This window comes from Bifidobacterium sp. UTBIF-68 (assembly GCF_006408855.1).
GTDB lineage: Bacteria > Actinomycetota > Actinomycetes > Actinomycetales > Bifidobacteriaceae > Bifidobacterium > Bifidobacterium reuteri.
On record NZ_JFAN01000029.1, the window covers coordinates 1 to 16,203 of the forward strand.

Here is a 16,203-nt window from a genome sequence, read left to right on the forward strand (position 1 = left end):
AAACTTGTTGAATTCATCCGCGGCCGTGTGCTGCGTTGGCAGAAGGGACTGGTGAAATGAGCGCTGCAACGGCGACCGAAACTCAGGGGCTCCCCGGGGCTCCGTCGGATACGACGAACGGCACTGCGCCGCTGATTTCCATCTCGCATGTCGAACGTGATTTCGTCGGCGATGACGGCAGCGTCACGACAGCGCTGTCCGACGTGAATCTCGATATCCGCAAAGGCGAGCTGATCTCCATCATCGGCCCTTCCGGCTGCGGCAAGACCACGCTGCTGCGTTTGATTTCCGGATTGGACAAGCCGCAGCGTGGCGAAGTGTCGTTCAAGGGCCGTCGGATTGAGGGGCCGAACCCCGAGCGTGGCTATGTCTTCCAGCAGGGCAGCCTGTTCCCTTGGCTGACCGTGGAGGAGAACATCGCGTTCGGACTCAAGGCTCAGGGCAAGTACAAGGAGCACAAGGACGAGGTCGCCGAATACATCGCCAAAGTAGGCCTGCAAGGATTCGAGAAATCGTATCCGCACCAGATTTCCGGCGGCATGGCGCAGCGCGTGGCCATCGCACGCGCTCTGATCGACCATCCCGAAGTGCTGCTGCTCGACGAGCCGATGGGCGCGTTGGACTCGTTCACCCGCGCCGACCTGCAGGACCGGCTCCTCGATCTGTGGGAGAAGTACCACATGACGATGATCCTGGTGACGCACGATGTGGACGAGGCCATCTACCTCGGCAACCGTGTGGTCATCATGACGCCGCGGCCGGGCCGTATCAAGGAGATCGTGCCGATTGAGCTGGCCCAGCGCGACCGTGTATCCGACGATTTCACCGCATACCGCAAGCAGCTGCTCACCAAGCTGCATTTCAACGTGCACGCCGCCCACAACGACTGATTCCCATTCGGCACTTACTTCGGCTCCCCTCCATTCGATATGGAGGGGAGCCGAAGCCGTATCGGAACAAAGTCCGTAAGCATATGGAAAAGGCGACCCATGCAGGTCGCCTTTTCCATATCGCCTGGTATGCCGCGTCAGCAATTCGTCATATTATGGCTCCCCTTGTCAGGGGAGCTGTCGGCAAAGCCGACTGAGGGGTAGTCGAACATACGTTACAGCTGTCTGAACAAAGCTGGTGACTACCCCTCAGTCCCTACGGGGCCAGCTCCCCTGAGGGGAGCCGAAACAAGTACAGGAATCAGGCATAGACTTTCTGGAACGCCTGTTCCAGGTCGGCGATGATGTCGTCCGGATTCTCCAGGCCTATCGACAGGCGGATGGTGGTGGCGTCCACGCCGTTGATGGTGCGCGCCTCCTGCGTGAACTCGCGGTGCGTGGTGTTCACCGGATCGACGATCAGCGAACGGGCGTCGCCGATATTCGCCAGATAGCTGAACAGTCTCACACCGTTGATGAATGCGGCGGTCTGCTCGGCACCGCCCTCAAGCTCGAAGGACAGCACCGATCCGATGCCCAGCGGATAATGCTCGGCGACCAGATCCGCCTGTGCGCTGGAGGGCAGGGCGGAATAATTCACTTTGGTGACATGCGGCTGTTGCGACAGATACTTCGCCACTGCGGTGGCGGACGCCGTCTCCTTCGATACGCGCTCGCTGAGCGTCTCCAGGCCGATCAACTGCAGATACGCCTCGAACGGGCCCAAAACCGCACCGGTCAGACGCAGGTACTTCAACCGCAGACGGCGGATGAACGCCAGCGGCCCGGCCGCTTCGATGAAGCTGCGCGGAGTGCGGCCCGCCGCCTCGCCGAGGATGTACTCAGGCGTGGTGAATTGCGGATATCGGCCGTTCGCCCAATCGAACGAGTCGCCGGAGGTCACCACACCGCCGATGGCGTTGCCGTGGCCGCTCAGTGCCTTGGTGGTGGAATACACGACGATATCAGCGCCATGTTCGAGCGGGCGATAGAGATACGGTGTCGGCAGCGTATTGTCGATGATGAGCGGGATGCCATGGCGATGTGCCAGTTCGGCCAGCGCCTCGACGTCGGTGATCACTGTGGTGGGGTTGGATACCGATTCAGCGAAGATCGCCTTGACGTCGGTGTCGCCGGTGCCGTTCGGATCGCCGATCAGCGATTCGATGTGGTCGGTATCATTGATGTCCTCCACGAAGTCCGTATGCACGCCGAACTGCGGCAGCAAGGTACGCAGCGAGTCGAACGTGCCGCCATATACATCGTAGGGTGCGATGATGCGTCCGCCGCCTTCAGCCGCGTTCAGGATCGCATAGGTGATCGCAGCCATGCCGGAGGCGACCGCCACCGCCTCTTTGGCGCCGTCGAGCTCGGCGATCCTCTTCTCCAGGAACGACACCGTGGGATTGGAGACCCGGGAGTACAGGAATCCGGGAATGTCACCGTTGGCCACATCATGGCCGCGCTGTGAATTCTCCAACCAGAACGCCGCGTTCGAATAGATGACCGGCGTCACGGAATCGGCGTTGGAGCCGGGATCGAATCCCGCATGCACCTGCGATGTCGCGAATTGATGATCAGACATGAAACCCCTTCTTTGCAATGGTCGTACCGACGAATTCGGCAAGTACGTAGACGCTTCCCGACATCCCCGGCCGGAAAGCCATGGCACACAATCTAGCAGCTTCCAAGGTATGCCGTTCCGAGTCTCCAATCGGTAAAACTTATGATGTCATCAATGAAATGATTATGGACGTCATCGCTGTGTGATTGGCCTATATCCATTGCTTATGGCGCACGCATGGGCGCTGCTTATAGCGCGTGCGGAGAGCTGCGCCGTCAGCGTTGCAATCATGCCGAATGTGAGCCGATTCTATATTTCTCTTATACCTTCATGTCCGAGGACACGGGGAATCCGTCGTTTGACGCGGCTACGGAACAGCCCATACGATGCAATCAATTCAGCGTCTCGCATGTCTCGGGGAAGCACATGCGGGCGGACTCGTGGAAGGGAATATGCCGTGACGGCAATCAACGAATCGAATGTCATCGCAACCGCAGCCGGAGATGAGGCCATCGGTTTTCTTCAGGACCTGATCCGCTTCGATACGCGCAACAACGGTGACGGCACCTGCAACGAGCGTCCGGCGGCCGATTGGGCGGCGGAACGGCTGCGCGAGGCGGGCATCGAGTCGACCATCATCGAAAGCGCCCCAGGGCGGGCGATTCTCGTGGCTGAAATCCCGGGTGAGGACGCCACGCTGCCGACACTGCTGGTGCATGGGCATCTTGACACCGTGCCGGCCAATCCCGATGATTGGTCGGTCGATCCGCTTTCCGGGCTGATCGCCCCCGATGAGGCGGGCGTCGAATGCGTCTGGGGCCGCGGCGCCGTGGATATGAAGGACATGGTGGCGATGTCGCTTGCCGCCATCCGTGCGCTGGCCAAGCGTGGGGTCAGGCCCCGTCGCAATGTGCGATTCGTATTGCTTCCCGACGAGGAGGCCGGCGGGCATATCGGTTCGGATTGGGTGGCCGAGCACCGCCCGGACATCTTCGCAAACATCGGATATGTCATCAGCGAGACCGGAGGCTTCTCCGACTATGTCAACGGCAGGCGCGTCTACTATGTGCAAGTCGGTGAAAAAGGCACGCAATGGTTCAGGCTCGAGGCGCAGGGCACCCAGTCCCATGGGTCGCAGATCAACCATGACAATGCCGTGGTGCGCGTCGCCGAAGCCGCAGTGCGCGTCGCCGAATACGAGTGGCCCGTCGAACTCAGCCCGGTGACACGCGCGTTGTTGGACGGTCTGAGTGAGGTCAATGGTCGTACGGCCGATGCCAATGCGGCAGACGCCTCCTATGTGCCTGCCGACATCCAGCGGTTGGTGCAGTCGGCCGGGGCGACCACGCCGTGGGTGGCATCTTCGTTACGTAATACGTTCAATGTCAGCTCCATCGACGCCGGAAGCACGGTCAACATCGTGCCGGCCAAAGCGACGGCACTGGTGGATGGCCGCGCGCTGCCCGGTCAGGAGGATCTTCTGGTCGACACCCTGAAACGACTCGCCGGACCGGACATCACCGTCACCCCGATCCACCGCAGCAGCGGGTACCTCACCGAGCCGGATGCCGAGCTGTTCACCGGCATCACCGCGGTATTGCATGATCTGGACCCCGATGCCGTGGTGCTGCCGTTCCTCTCGTCCGGCGGCACCGACAGCAAGGAAGTCAAGCAGGTCAGCCCCGAGGCTCAGGCGTGTGGGTTCATGCCATTGCAGGTGCCCGAGGGATTCAGCTATATCGCCCAATTCCATGGCATCGACGAGCGCGTGCCGGTGCAGGCGCTGCGCTTCGGCGAGCAGGCCCTGGAACGTTTCATCGCGGAATTCTAGTCAAATCCGTCGCAATCATCATCCGTGCGCACATACAGGCGCAACTACGACAACCACAACACAGAAGGGAACACACCATGACCAGACTGCTCACCTCCGAATCGGTGACCGAAGGGCACCCTGACAAGGTCTGCGACATCATCTCGGATTCCATCCTCGACGCCTATCTGACACTCGATCCTGATTCGCGCGTCGCTGTGGAGACCTCCGCCAAAGACGGCCTCGTCGTCGTGGAGGGTGAGGTGTCCGCGCCCCGCACGCTGGACCATGTGGCCATCGTGCGCAAAGCCATCGCCGACATCGGTTACACGGATGCCGCCAGCGGTCTCGACCCCGAAGGCGCAGGCGTGATCAACAACATCCGGCCCCGTGAATTCGACAGCAACGACGGCGGCGCATGGGGCAACTACGGCGATGACAAGCAGATCAGCAAGGAGGAGGCCTACAACACGTTCGGCGGCGATCAGGGACTGATGGTCGGCTATGCGTCCGACGACACGAAAGCGTTGCTGCCGCTGCCGATCTACGCCGCCAGCCGTCTGGCCGAGCGCCTCGCCTACGTACGCAAGAACGGCATCATCCCGCTGCTGCGCCCCGACGGCAAGACGCTGGTCTCCGTGGAATACGCGAACGACGACATCACCGATCCCCGTGCAATCCGCCATATCCTGATCTCCACCCAGCACTCCGACAGGATCGCCGTCGAGGACGTGAGGGAGCAGGTGCGCAAGGAGGTGCTCGAACCGGTGCTCGCCACTTTGGATGTCGACGCCTCCGAGGCGGAAGTGGTCATCAACCGTTCGCCGTTCATCAACGGCGGCCCCAAGGCGGACGCCGGTCTGACCGGGCGCAAGATCATCGTCGACACCTATGGCGGCATCGCCGGCCACGGTGGCGGAGCGTTCTCCGGCAAGGACCCGCGCAAGCCCGACCGCTCCGCCGCTTATGCCGCGCGCTGGGCGGCGAAGAACATCGTCGCCGCCGGCCTCGCGCGCCGCGCGCAGGTTCAGCTCGGGTACTTCAACCGTGTGGCCAAGCCCATCACCATCGACGTGGAGACGTTCGGCACCGAGACCGTGGATCGCGAGAAGATCCAGCGCGCGGTTGCCGCCACCTTCGATTTCCGCCAGCTGGCCATCATCGACGAGCTTGACCTGCGTCGTCCTATCTACCGCAAGACCGCGGCATACGGGCACTTCGGCCGCGATGACGCCGACTTTACGTGGGAGCGCACCGACAAGGTGGAGGAACTTCAGAGGAACATCAAATGACCGATGCGTTCAGACACGAGTACTTCGACGACTTCGAACGCGATCATCCGAACATCTTCGCGGCGAAGCTTGGCCTGCTCCGAACGGCGATCACGCTCGACGGTACGCGGGATATCGGCTATACGGTGTCGGTGGGAGCCGGCACCGGTTCATACGAGACCGCCCTGCGAAGCGATGGCCTCGTCGTCGATCGCATCATAGAACCGTCCGCGAACCTTGCCGCCGAGGCTCGCGGACGCGGATTCGACGTCACCGAGGCGCTCGCCCAGGATGTGCCGTTCTCCGATGAGTCGATTGACACGATCTTCTACAACGGCAGCGCCTTCGGATTCATCGACGAAGCCACCCTGCGCGACCTGTTCCGAGCCCACTGGCGGCAGCTCAAACCGGGCGGCGTGCTCGCCCTGCTCGACGTGCCGCCCGCCAGCGCGCTGGGACTTGCGGTGCAGGCGTCATTCCACATCACAGGGGAGTCGTATATCGACGAAGTGCTGCGGTCCAGCTGGTACAGCGCCGACACCCCGCACAAGGAGTATTGGCGCACCACGGAGGAATACCGTGCGTTCCTCGAGGACGGCGGTTTCACCCGATTCTTCACCTGGCAGACCCTGCGCAGACATCTGATCTACCAGAACGACGCCGTCGAACCGGTCGTCGAAGGGTACCAGGAAGGCAGCTACGTGGCCTTGGTGGCACGTAAAGACATCGAATCAGACCATCACATCGATCGGAGGTAACACCATGGGAGAACCATTCATCGACCGATATCAGGACAACGGACGGATTCTGGACGAGACGTGGCAGGCCCGCCCGAACATCTACGAATCACGGCTGCGTCTGCTGCATCGCGCGTTGACCACCAAGGAGCCGGGCAAGATCCTGTCCATAGGCATCGGATCAGGCATCTTCGAGACGCTGCTGCGCGAGCGCTACGGCATCACAGTGGCGGAGGCCGTGGAGCCTTCCGCAAGCCTCGGTGCAGAGGCGAAGGCCAAAGGGATCAACGTTGTGCAGAGCACCGCCCAGGAATACGACTATGCGGGCGCCCCCTACGACACCATCGTCTACAACGGGTCAAGCTTCGGCTTCATCCCGGACGACGAGATCGAGGCGACGTTCTCCCGCAACCGTGAGGCGCTCGCCGAAGGGGGGCGCCTGGTGCTCACCGATGTACCGGAGGAGAGCGCGCTCGGCATCCTCCTGCAGTTCGCCCAGAAGTATGAGATAAACCGCAACGATCTTGACGATCTGCTGGCGGGGACCACGTTCTTCAACCTTGATACGCATGCCTATAAGCCGAATTGGCATCCGATCAGCTGGTATGCCGCATTGCTGGAACGCATCGGATATCACGATCTCCGGTTCTTCCAGACCGTGCTCGCCAATCCTCCCTATCAGAAGGACACCGTCGAGGATCCGATCGAGGGGTACACCAAGGGCAACTACGTGGCCATCGTGGCCGAACGCTGAACCATTTTGGCTCCCCTTGTCAGGGGAGCTGTCGGCGAAGCCGACTGAGGGGTAGTCTGCAAAATACAGTTACACTACGCAGAAAAGCCTCTCCGTAAGGAGAGGCTTTTCTGTGCAGTTGTTGACCATCACCACGTCGGGATTTCAGCGCCCTTGGACTCGTTCTCCATGAGCTCGCGGACATTGTCCTGATGATAGGCCTTGATGATGTCCTTGTAGGCCTGATTGTCCTTATCCTTGGTGCGGGCCACGATGACGTTGATCCACGGCTTGTTGACATCCTTCGTGGGGTCGGGGTCGATCTTGAAGATGGAGTCCTTCTCGGGGCTCTTGCCGTAATCGACCACAGCGTTGGCATTGGCGATGCCGGCTGCCGCATCGTCTAGCGAGCTCATGATCATGTTGCGGTCAGTGGGCACGATCTCGATGTTCTTCGGATTGCTGGTGATGTCTTCCTGTGCCGGGTAGACGCCCTTGGCCGGGTCGTTCTTGTCAGGGTCGACCTTGATGACGCCTGCTTCCTGCAGCACGATCGGTGCGCGGCCTCCATTGGTCACATCGTTGGGGATGAGGACCTTGTCGCCCTTCTTCAGTTCGGAGACTTTCTTGATCTTGTTCGAATAGATGTTCAACGGGCTGATGTATGCCTCGCCGATCACCGTGAAGTCATAGCCCTTCTCTTTGATCTCACCGTTCAGGAACGCGTAATGCTGCTGCGCGCTCAGATCGACGTCGCCGGCTTCAAGGGCCTGGTTGCCGAGCACGGCGCTTTTCATGGCAACGGTCTTGACCCTGACCTTGGATCCCTCGGATTCCAGGTTCTTGTTGACCTGGTCCCATAGCGGGTCATCGGTCGATGTGGTCAACGCGACCTTGACGGTGGTGACGCCGGAAGCAGAGGACGATCCGCATGCAGCTGCCGTAAGCAGCACACCCATTGCGGAGACGATGGCGAGTCCTGTCCGGATGCCGGCGAACACGCGTGAGCGAGTCGATGGTTTAATGTTCATTCTTCCTCCCAACTAAGGTTCCAATGGTTTGGATGATGGTGATGAAAATCAGCAGGGCAATGACCGCCGCGACCGTAACGTCGAGCTGGTTGCGCTCGAATCCGTAACGGTTCGCGTAATCGCCGAGGCCTCCGGCTCCGATGGCGCCGATGACGGCGATTTCGGAGTTGAAGCTGATGCAGGTGATCGTGGTCACTCGCGCCAGCCCCGCGATGCTCTCGCGCAGGTACACGTGCCAGATGATTGACAGTGGCCCGAAGCCCATGGATTGCGCCGATTCGATGAGCGTCGGGTTCAGCCCGTTGAACACGGATTCGACCTGACGAGAGAAGAACGGCGTGATGCCCACGATCAGCGGGAAGATCGCGCCTTCCACACCAATGGCCGTGCCGGCGATGAGACGGGTCAGCGGGAACAGCAACGCGATCATGATGACGAACGGAATCGAACGGCACAGGTTGACGAGCTTGTCGAGGAATTCGAATACAGGCCGGTTCTCCAGCAGACCGCCCTTCTTCGTCACGGCGAGCACCAGGCCGAAGAAGATGCCGAAGACGAACCAGAACGGTGATGCGATGAAGAACATCTGCAACGTCTCGATCAGCGACTCGACGAAGACGTCGGGGTTCTCCATCACATGCGGGAACAAAGTCTCGAGAACACTCATCGTGCATCCTCCTTGTCATGGTCGTGGTTCGCGGCCGTGGCCTCGACCGCGGTAGTCTCGTCGGCGTCGCTTTCTGCTGCCGCCACGTCACCGGGTTCGATCAATGTGGTGCGGATGCCTTTGCCTTTCAGGAACTCGAGCGCCTGATCGATCTGCTCGTCGCTGCCCTTGTATGTGGCGACGATGCTGCCCAGTGGGTAGCCGTCGACGATGTCGAGCGAAGCGAACAGGATATTGACGGTCAGGCCGTAGCGCGTCGAAATGATCGACACGAGTCCTTCCGAGACGGTCTTGTCCACGTACTGCATATGGATCAATCGCTCGCCCGGTGCAGCGGCAAGCAGCGGCGAACGCTTGGCGATGAGCTCGTAGATGCGGCTCAGGCCAGTCGAATTCGAGACGAATCGACGGGTCAGGTCGGCCTGCGGATCCGAGAACACGTCGAACGAGTCCCCTTGTTCGACGATCGTGCCTTTGTCGATGACGGCGACATCCGTGCAGATCTGCTTGACCACATCCATCTGATGCGTGACCACGATGATGGTCAGATGAAGCTGCCGGTTCAGACGTTCCACCAGTTCGAGGATCGTCTTGGTGGTGTCCGGGTCAAGTGCGCTTGTCGCCTCATCCAGCAACAGAATTCGCGGATGGTTGGCCAGCGCGCGGGCGATGGCCACGCGCTGCTGCTGGCCGCCGGACAGCTGCGACGGATAGGACCGCGCATGGCTTTCCAGTCCGACGAGCTGCAGCAGCTCCTTGACACGGGCCTTTTTCTGTTCGCGGCTGAGACGCGACTTGCGCAACGGCAATGCGACGTTGTTCTCCACGGTCCGCGACGGCATGAGGTTGTACTGCTGGAACACCATGCCGATGGATTTGCGCAGTTCGCGCAGCTCAGCCGGTTTGAGCTTGGGAACATCCTTGCCCAATACGGTGAGTTGGCCGCCGGTGATGGGTTCCAGGCCGTTGAGGCATCGGACCAACGTGGACTTGCCTGCACCGCTCAGTCCGATGATGCCGAAGATGGAGCCTTCCCGGATGGTCAGGCTGACATCCTTGAGCGCCGTGTACGGACCGTTTGCCGTGTTGTAGGTCTTGCTGAGATTGTTGATCTCGATGATGGTGTCCGCCATCTGGCAATGTCCCTTCTGTCTGGCTGATCGCTGTTTCCGGATGGCATGTCCGGGCAACATATGCGAGCCTAACCGATGGGACAAGGTGACTTGGCCTGTTCTTTATCGGTGTTGGTTATGGCCGGTTACAGGCGAGGGTGCGCATACGGACTGCGGAACTTCACAGATCGTGGTCGAAGTAGATCACGTCGGGGCGGGTGTTCCAGCCCTGCTTCTTCCAGAATTCCTGTCCTTCGATGTTGTCGGCCACCACCAGGATGCCGATTTTGACGATGCCGATGGCCTTGAACACATCGTAGATGCGGTTGATCAGCGTGGTGCCGATGCCGTGGCCGCGCCACTGTTCATCGACCGCCACGTGATACAGGTAGCCTTTGCGGCCGTCCGTGGCGCCCAGCGCGGTGGCGATCACCTTGCCTTCCGGATCGGTGGCCACGAAACAGGAATCCGGATTCTTGGACAGCAGCAGCGCGATGCCGCCATACGTGTTGTTCAACGATTGCAGATGCATGCCGGGAGTGTGCTCCCAGAGCGCATAGGCCTCCTCGTAATCCTCGGGTGCCATGCGGCGGATGTGGACGTGCTCGTCCTGCCAAGTAGCCATAGTGTGTCCTCTCTGTCGAAGGTGTTGCATGCCGTTGCCGTAATGATATGGCGTTGCCTATCTGGTGTGAGCCAGATTGTCATATGGTGCGATTTCGTGTGGGCTGGTGCCGCCATTGAGGATCGCCAGGGCGTCGTCCAATGATTGGCAGACCATGTTCTTGACCGCCACGTCGGTGAAGAATGCGATATGCGGGGTGATGACGACGTTCGGCATGGCGTTGAGAGCATCATAGTACGGGTGCCCGGTCGGTTGGTCGGCGGGCAGGGTGTGGCCGAATAGCGTCGCCTCGCCTTCGAGCACGTCGATTGCAGCCCCGGCGATCACATGATTGTCGAGCGCATCGATGAGCGCCGGGGTGTCGACCACGCCGCCGCGCGAATTGTTCACGAAATACGCGGTCGGTTTCATTTGCGCGAATCGGGAGGCGTCCATGAGATGCCGTGTGCTCGCGTCGAGATACGTGTGCATGGTGATTACGTCGGCCCGCGCCAGCAGCTCGTCCTTGCTCACCCAGGTGAGGATGCCGTCCAGCTCATGGTTCGGGGCGATGTCGTTGCCGAGCACCTGCGCGCCGAGCGCATGGAAGATGCGCGCCACTGTGGAGCCGATGCGGCCGACGCCGATGATGCCGACTGTCAGTTCGCTGATCTCCCGTGAGATCAGGCCCTTGACCGAGAAATCATGGTTGGTGGCGCGTTCGTCGAACTGCGGTACATGGCGGATGAGTCGCATGATATGCGTGAGCGTCAGTTCGGCGACGGCGCTGGGGGAGTAGGACGGCACGTTGGTGACGCGGATGCCGTTCTCTGCTGCCGTCTTGAGGTCGATGGTGTCGTATCCGGCGGAGCGGATCGCGATCTGGCGGATACCGTAGGCGCTCAGGCGGCGGTAGAAATCCGGGTCGTTGCTTGGCGCGCTGCGCTGCTTGTAGGAGATGCCGTCGAATCCTTCGACGGTGTGCAGCGTATCCTCATGCAGCTCGAACGGGAAGCATTCCACATGGACGTCGTGTTCGGCGGCCCACTGCTCGGCGAACGGACGCTCCTCGTCAATGCAGTGATAGAACGCGATGGAAGTCATGGCGGTGGCCTTTCTAATGGATTGGGTTGGTGCGAACGGAATGATGCGCCATTGACGATGCGACGGGTGCATGCGCATGCGAGGTCAATGCGATTGCCTGAATGCGCTGATGCGTCTGACGGCCTCATGCAGCGTATCGAGTCCTGCGGCATAGCTGAATCGGACATACCGTGATGGCCCGCTGGCGAACGCCTCGCCCGGGATGCCTGCGACCTTCGCCTCTCTCGCCAATAGTCGGGCATAGTCATAGCCGGTGCCCTCATAGTCTTCGGGGATACGCACGTACAGGTAGAACGCGCCGGAAGGCCTGGCCATCGAGAATCCGAGCTCGGTGAGCGCATGCACCAGATAATCACGGCGCTCGCGGTATTCCCCGACCATGAGATCGATTGATGTGTCGCCTTGTTCGTAGGCGGCCTGCGCGGCGTCCATGGTGAAGGTGGCCGCCGTGGACACATGAATCTGGTGGACCTTGGCCAGTTGCGCGGACAAGGTGTGCGGTGCGGCGAAGAACCCAAGTCGCCAGCCGGTCATCGCATAGCTTTTCGACGTGCTGTCCACCACGACGGTGCGGTCGGGCGCGAACTGCGCGATGGAGGGTGCCGGGCGGGTCTCGTAGCTGACCTCTGCGTACACTTCGTCGCTGAGCACCGTCACGTCATACCGCTCCAAGACCTCGGCAAGCGCTTGCAGCTGGCTGGCGGACAGCGTCACACCGGTGGGATTGTTCGGCGAATTGATGACCAGCACCGTGTCGCGTCCCTTGAGGGAGTCCAGGGTGCGTTCCAACGCGTCCGGCGTGAGTATGAAACCGGTGCCGCTGGTGTCGATCGCCACCGATTCGGTGCCGGTGAGTCTGGCCATGCTCTCGTACAGGCCGAACGCCGGCGTGGGATACACCAGTACCGCGCCAGGGTGCAGCAAGGCGGTCAAGGCGCTGCTGATCGCCTCGCTGGCGCCTTCGGTGACGACGATGTCAGCAGTGTCGAAGTGCAGGTTGCGGCGGCGTGCAAGATAGTCGGCGATGGCCTGACGTAGGCCGGGTGTACCGGCGTTCGGCGCGTAATGCGTACGATTGCGCGCAAGGCTCGCCGCTGCCGCATCCTTGATGAAATCAGGGGTCGCGAAATCCGGTTCGCCCAATGTGAGTTTCAGTATTCCCGGAATATCGGATACTTCGGCATCGAACGATCGGATGACCGATGTCGTGAGATTGGAAAGCTGGGGGATGACGGCGTCTGTCGGATTGAACTGGTGCGACGGTGATGGCTGATTCACTGGTGACTGCCTTGCTGGGTTCATGGGTGGTGGATAGTGTGTTCGTTGCGATGATTGGTTGTATCGGCGTTCATCGGTGTTCGCTGAGTGCGATGGCGGGCGGTGCCGCGACGCCGGTGCGCTCGCCGATCTTCGCCAGTTGCCGGAATGTGGCCTCATCGACCGTCACCGTGGTGGTGTTGATTCGGGAAGCCGCGTTTTCCTTGTCTCCCGGAACCAGCACGTCGTGTCCGTCCACCGATGGCATGGACCGGAGTCGGTGCGACAGCTCGGCGACACGGTTGCCGACCAGCGGGGCGCCGCCGAACGCCTCCAAGCTGATGGCGGCGAAACAATGGCAGATGTGCTGTCCCCGCATATCGAGGGACAGCAGCCCGCCGGAAAGGATGCCGGTGAATGTTTCGACCATCAGTGCCAGGCCGTATCCCTTATAACCGGCATTCGTCTCACCGGCTCCGCCCAGCGGCGTCAGACCGCCGATCCGCGGAGTCGCCTTGATATTGTCCATCACGTCGGCGGAATCGTGGTTGATGCGGCCCTGCCCGTCTACGGCCCAATCGCCTTCAATGGGCTGGCCGAGCTTGACCAGCACCTCGATCTTGCCAAGGGACACTGTGCTGGTGGCGGCGTCATAGACCAGCTGGTCCTCGCCTTGCCCCACTGCGAACGCTATGGGATTGCTGCCCAGCGCCGGCAGGCCGGCATGAGTCGGTACGGTGAGCGGATTGCTGTTGGTGCTGGCCAGGCCAATCAGGCCCTGATCGGCCGCCATGCGCGCATAGAAACCGGCGGTGCCGAAATGATTGGAGTCGCGGACGGCGACGATGCCGATGCCATGGCTCTGGGCTTTGGAGATCGCAAGCTCCATCGCAGCGCGCGAGATGAGCTGTCCCATGCCGCTGTGGCCATCCAATACGGCGCATGCTTTCACATCACTGACCACAGTGGTGTGCGCATGCGGGTCGATCATGCCATGGCGCAGCTTGTGATCGTACATGGCAAGACGCTGCACGCCGTGCGAACTGATGCCCCGGCGGTCGGCATCGATAAGCGTATCGGCGATGAACGAGGCGTCTGCGTCACTGAAGCCGCGCGCCACGAAGACCCGCGAAAGGAAGGTGCGCAGAGTCTCGATGCTGATCTGGACGTATTCGGTCACGATGGGTCAGTCGCCTCCCTGATTCTTCGGACGTTTCCGCTGTCTGCATTCGTCCGGCTCGTTGCCTCCGGATCCGCTGTGCCGAAAACAGGTCGGGCGGGGGAATGACGTGCGGACACTGTGCATGAACCTAGCACGGTGCGAGGCGTATGACAGTGGCGTGGCAATCGGGAAAACCGATAGCGCGTTACAAACCACGGCTGTACCGGACGCGACACCGGGCGCGGCCCATCCCATTCCCGTGATTTCGGCGCAGGGCGGAATATGAGGGGATGGGTTTTCCGGTCCGGATACCATATGGAATCCGCGTGGATAGCACCTCATAGGTAATGCCTATAGCAATGCCGACGTATCGGCATTGCGCCCGAGGTATCGTAGTCCGTGCGTAACGGAAAGTACGGCACAGGAACATGAGAGGAAACCGATGATCGAGATCAGGGGAGTACGTAAGAGCTTCGACGGCACCGTCGTGCTGGATGGGCTCGATCTTGACATCCCCCGCAAAAGCGTCGTGACGGTGATCGGTCCCTCCGGTTCGGGTAAATCTACACTGCTGCGGATCCTTGATTTTCTGGAAAGGGCGGATGCCGGCACCGTGGATTTCGGAGATGGTCCGGTCGATCTGACCAGCACCAAAGCGTCCGACATTCGTGCGGTGCGTGCTCGGATCGGGTTCGTATTCCAGAACTACAACCTGTTCCTCAACAAAACCGCATTGCAGAACGTCGCCGAGCCGCTGATCTATGCCAAGGGCGTCAAGCCGGCGGAAGCACGTAGGATCGCCGCCGAACAGCTTGACCGGGTGGGTCTTGCGGATTTCGCAGATCGTCACCCCAGCACGCTGTCCGGAGGCCAGCAGCAGCGCGTGGGCATCGCCCGCGCGGTGGCGCTGAACCCGGAGCTGCTGGTGCTCGACGAGCCGACATCCGCGTTGGACCCCGAAATGGTCTCCGGTGTGCTTGAGGTCATCAAGCAGCTGGGCCGTGACGGCATGACTATGCTGATGGTGACCCATGAGATGCGCTTCGCCTATGAGGCTTCGGACAAGGTGGTGTTCATCGAACATGGACATGTGGTCGAGCAGGGGGATCCCAAGCGGATCTTTGAGCACCCCCAGCAGCAGCGGACCGCCGAGTTCCTGTCGTCCACCAACAATGTGCTGGTGATTCCGGCAGCGCAGTGAGGCCGAGATTCCGATTGACGCCGACTACGTCGATCAATGTATACGCAATGATGTATCCGCAATGACAAGAAGAGAGGAAATTGTCATGTCCACCAATCATGTGATTCGCAAGGCCGTGGCCTTGCTGTCCGGCGTCGCCGTGCTGTTCTCGCTGGCCGCCTGCGGTTCGTCTTCCGCCGGTTCCGCTGACAGCGGCTCCACCAGCGCCAGCGCCCTGGAGCAGGTCAAGCAGGCCGGCAAGATCGTCTTCGCCACCGAAGGCACCTACGCACCGTTCAGCTACCACGATTCCGAGACCAACGAGCTGACCGGCTACGACGTCGAAGTGGCCAAGGCCATCGCCAAGGAAGTCGGCGTCAAGGCCGAATTTGCCGAAGGCAGCTTCGATTCGCTGCTCGCCGGCGTGGACGCCAAGAAGTACGATACCGTGGCCGACCAGATCAGCGCCACCGACGAGCGCAAGGCCAAGTATGACTTCACCGAACCGTACACCTATTCCTATGGTGTGGTGGTGACCACCAAGGACAACCCGAAGGGTGTCAAGTCGTTCGATGACGTCAAGGGCCTCAAGGCCGCGGAGACCGGCACCTCCAACTGGAACAAGACCGCCCAGGAGAAGGGCGCCACCATCGTGCAGGTCAACGACTTCGGCCAGGCCGTAGATGCGCTGACCACCGGTCGCGCCGATGTGACCCTGAACGACGGTCTCGCCGTGCTCGACTACCTCAAGCAGAAGCCCGACGCGAACATCAAGATCGCCGCCAAGACCGAGAAGACGCCGGCCGCACAGCTGCCGTTCCGCAAGGGCAGCGACGATCTGGTCAAGGCCGTTGATGACGCCATCGCCAAGCTGCAGAAGGACGGTACGCTGACGAAGATCTCCGAGAAGTACTTCGGCGAGGACTTCTCCCAGGAGTGATGCATCGCTTCCAACCGCTGTTCCGGCTCCCTTCGCTCTGAAGGGGGCCGCCGGCATGAGCCGGCCCGGTGAACGGCGACAAGCGGGATACCCGACCAATAC

15 protein-coding genes are annotated in these 16,203 nt (G+C 61.0%); 7 read left to right on the plus strand and 8 right to left on the minus strand.

The window, feature by feature from the left end; genetic code table 11:
* Positions 1–56 precede the first annotated feature (56 nt).
* Entirely contained in the window at positions 57–890 is an 834-nt protein-coding gene (locus BW14_RS08655) for an ABC transporter ATP-binding protein (RefSeq protein ID WP_140490282.1), read from the plus strand.
* Between the two features lie 301 nt (positions 891–1,191).
* On the opposite strand, the gene BW14_RS08665 is transcribed toward BW14_RS08655, so the two are convergent.
* Positions 1,192–2,514: an O-acetylhomoserine aminocarboxypropyltransferase/cysteine synthase family protein gene (locus BW14_RS08665; protein ID WP_140490284.1), complete on the minus strand. Its 1,323-nt coding sequence runs from the start codon at positions 2,512–2,514 to the stop codon at positions 1,192–1,194.
* Between the two features lie 436 nt (positions 2,515–2,950).
* Here BW14_RS08665 and BW14_RS08670 point away from each other — a divergent pair, with 436 nt between their 5' ends.
* The 4 genes from BW14_RS08670 to BW14_RS08685 all read left to right on the plus strand — a co-directional run bounded on the left by BW14_RS08670 (position 2,951) and on the right by BW14_RS08685 (position 7,065).
* The gene (locus tag BW14_RS08670) at positions 2,951–4,324 is read left to right on the plus strand and encodes a M20/M25/M40 family metallo-hydrolase (RefSeq protein WP_181162358.1); all 1,374 of its coding nucleotides are present in this window, start codon (positions 2,951–2,953) and stop codon (positions 4,322–4,324) included.
* 77 nt (positions 4,325–4,401) lie between these two features.
* Entirely contained in the window at positions 4,402–5,595 is a 1,194-nt protein-coding gene (gene metK / locus BW14_RS08675; RefSeq protein WP_140490287.1) for a methionine adenosyltransferase, read from the plus strand.
* Positions 5,592–6,332, plus strand: coding sequence for a methyltransferase domain-containing protein (locus BW14_RS08680; RefSeq protein WP_140490289.1), 741 nt, complete (start codon positions 5,592–5,594; stop codon positions 6,330–6,332). The genes metK and BW14_RS08680 overlap by 4 nt, the downstream gene beginning before the upstream one ends.
* A 4-nt stretch (positions 6,333–6,336) precedes the next feature.
* Entirely contained in the window at positions 6,337–7,065 is a 729-nt protein-coding gene (locus BW14_RS08685) for a bifunctional 2-polyprenyl-6-hydroxyphenol methylase/3-demethylubiquinol 3-O-methyltransferase UbiG (RefSeq protein ID WP_140490291.1), read from the plus strand.
* A gap of 128 nt (positions 7,066–7,193) precedes the next feature.
* Here BW14_RS08685 and BW14_RS08690 read toward each other — a convergent pair whose 3' ends face one another.
* The 7 genes from BW14_RS08690 to BW14_RS08720 all read right to left on the minus strand — a co-directional run bounded on the left by BW14_RS08690 (position 7,194) and on the right by BW14_RS08720 (position 13,999).
* On the minus strand, positions 7,194–8,075 hold the full coding sequence (locus BW14_RS08690; protein ID WP_140490293.1) for a MetQ/NlpA family ABC transporter substrate-binding protein: 882 nt from the start codon (positions 8,073–8,075) through the stop codon (positions 7,194–7,196).
* Positions 8,065–8,742, minus strand: coding sequence for a methionine ABC transporter permease (locus BW14_RS08695; protein ID WP_044090042.1), 678 nt, complete (start codon positions 8,740–8,742; stop codon positions 8,065–8,067). Before BW14_RS08695 ends, BW14_RS08690 begins: the two co-directional genes overlap by 11 nt.
* Positions 8,739–9,875 (minus strand): methionine ABC transporter ATP-binding protein, encoded by a 1,137-nt coding sequence (locus BW14_RS08700; RefSeq protein ID WP_181162359.1) that lies wholly within the window; start codon positions 9,873–9,875, stop codon positions 8,739–8,741. Before BW14_RS08700 ends, BW14_RS08695 begins: the two co-directional genes overlap by 4 nt.
* 160 nt (positions 9,876–10,035) lie before the next feature.
* Entirely contained in the window at positions 10,036–10,479 is a 444-nt protein-coding gene (locus BW14_RS08705; RefSeq protein WP_044090041.1) for a GNAT family N-acetyltransferase, read from the minus strand.
* 57 nt (positions 10,480–10,536) lie between these two features.
* On the minus strand, positions 10,537–11,562 hold the full coding sequence (locus BW14_RS08710) for a D-2-hydroxyacid dehydrogenase (protein ID WP_140490295.1): 1,026 nt from the start codon (positions 11,560–11,562) through the stop codon (positions 10,537–10,539).
* Positions 11,563–11,646: 84 nt separating this feature from the next.
* Entirely contained in the window at positions 11,647–12,840 is a 1,194-nt protein-coding gene (locus BW14_RS08715; protein WP_181162360.1) for an aminotransferase class I/II-fold pyridoxal phosphate-dependent enzyme, read from the minus strand.
* 70 nt (positions 12,841–12,910) lie between these two features.
* Entirely contained in the window at positions 12,911–13,999 is a 1,089-nt protein-coding gene (locus BW14_RS08720) for an Ldh family oxidoreductase (protein ID WP_181162361.1), read from the minus strand.
* Between the two features lie 424 nt (positions 14,000–14,423).
* Here BW14_RS08720 and BW14_RS08725 point away from each other — a divergent pair, with 424 nt between their 5' ends.
* Both BW14_RS08725 and BW14_RS08730 read left to right on the plus strand, forming a co-directional pair.
* Positions 14,424–15,182: an amino acid ABC transporter ATP-binding protein gene (locus BW14_RS08725; protein WP_140490302.1), complete on the plus strand. Its 759-nt coding sequence runs from the start codon at positions 14,424–14,426 to the stop codon at positions 15,180–15,182.
* Positions 15,183–15,267: 85 nt separating this feature from the next.
* On the plus strand, positions 15,268–16,101 hold the full coding sequence (locus BW14_RS08730; RefSeq protein ID WP_140490304.1) for a transporter substrate-binding domain-containing protein: 834 nt from the start codon (positions 15,268–15,270) through the stop codon (positions 16,099–16,101).
* Positions 16,102–16,203 lie beyond the last annotated feature (102 nt).

Bases quoted from the DNA above. Each gene is read 5' to 3' on its own strand.
- BW14_RS08655 (WP_140490282.1), top strand. From the start codon at position 57: ATGAGCGCTGCAACGGCGACCGAAACTCAGGGGCTCCCCGGGGCTCCG.
- BW14_RS08685 (WP_140490291.1), top strand. From the start codon at position 6,337: ATGGGAGAACCATTCATCGACCGATATCAGGACAACGGACGGATTCTG.
- BW14_RS08680 (WP_140490289.1), top strand. From the start codon at position 5,592: ATGACCGATGCGTTCAGACACGAGTACTTCGACGACTTCGAACGCGAT.
- BW14_RS08695 (WP_044090042.1), bottom strand. From the start codon at position 8,742: ATGAGTGTTCTCGAGACTTTGTTCCCGCATGTGATGGAGAACCCCGAC.
- BW14_RS08710 (WP_140490295.1), bottom strand. From the start codon at position 11,562: ATGACTTCCATCGCGTTCTATCACTGCATTGACGAGGAGCGTCCGTTC.
- BW14_RS08700 (WP_181162359.1), bottom strand. From the start codon at position 9,875: ATGGCGGACACCATCATCGAGATCAACAATCTCAGCAAGACCTACAAC.
- BW14_RS08705 (WP_044090041.1), bottom strand. From the start codon at position 10,479: ATGGCTACTTGGCAGGACGAGCACGTCCACATCCGCCGCATGGCACCC.
- BW14_RS08730 (WP_140490304.1), top strand. From the start codon at position 15,268: ATGTCCACCAATCATGTGATTCGCAAGGCCGTGGCCTTGCTGTCCGGC.
- BW14_RS08665 (WP_140490284.1), bottom strand. From the start codon at position 2,514: ATGTCTGATCATCAATTCGCGACATCGCAGGTGCATGCGGGATTCGAT.
- metK (WP_140490287.1), top strand. From the start codon at position 4,402: ATGACCAGACTGCTCACCTCCGAATCGGTGACCGAAGGGCACCCTGAC.
- BW14_RS08725 (WP_140490302.1), top strand. From the start codon at position 14,424: ATGATCGAGATCAGGGGAGTACGTAAGAGCTTCGACGGCACCGTCGTG.
- BW14_RS08690 (WP_140490293.1), bottom strand. From the start codon at position 8,075: ATGAACATTAAACCATCGACTCGCTCACGCGTGTTCGCCGGCATCCGG.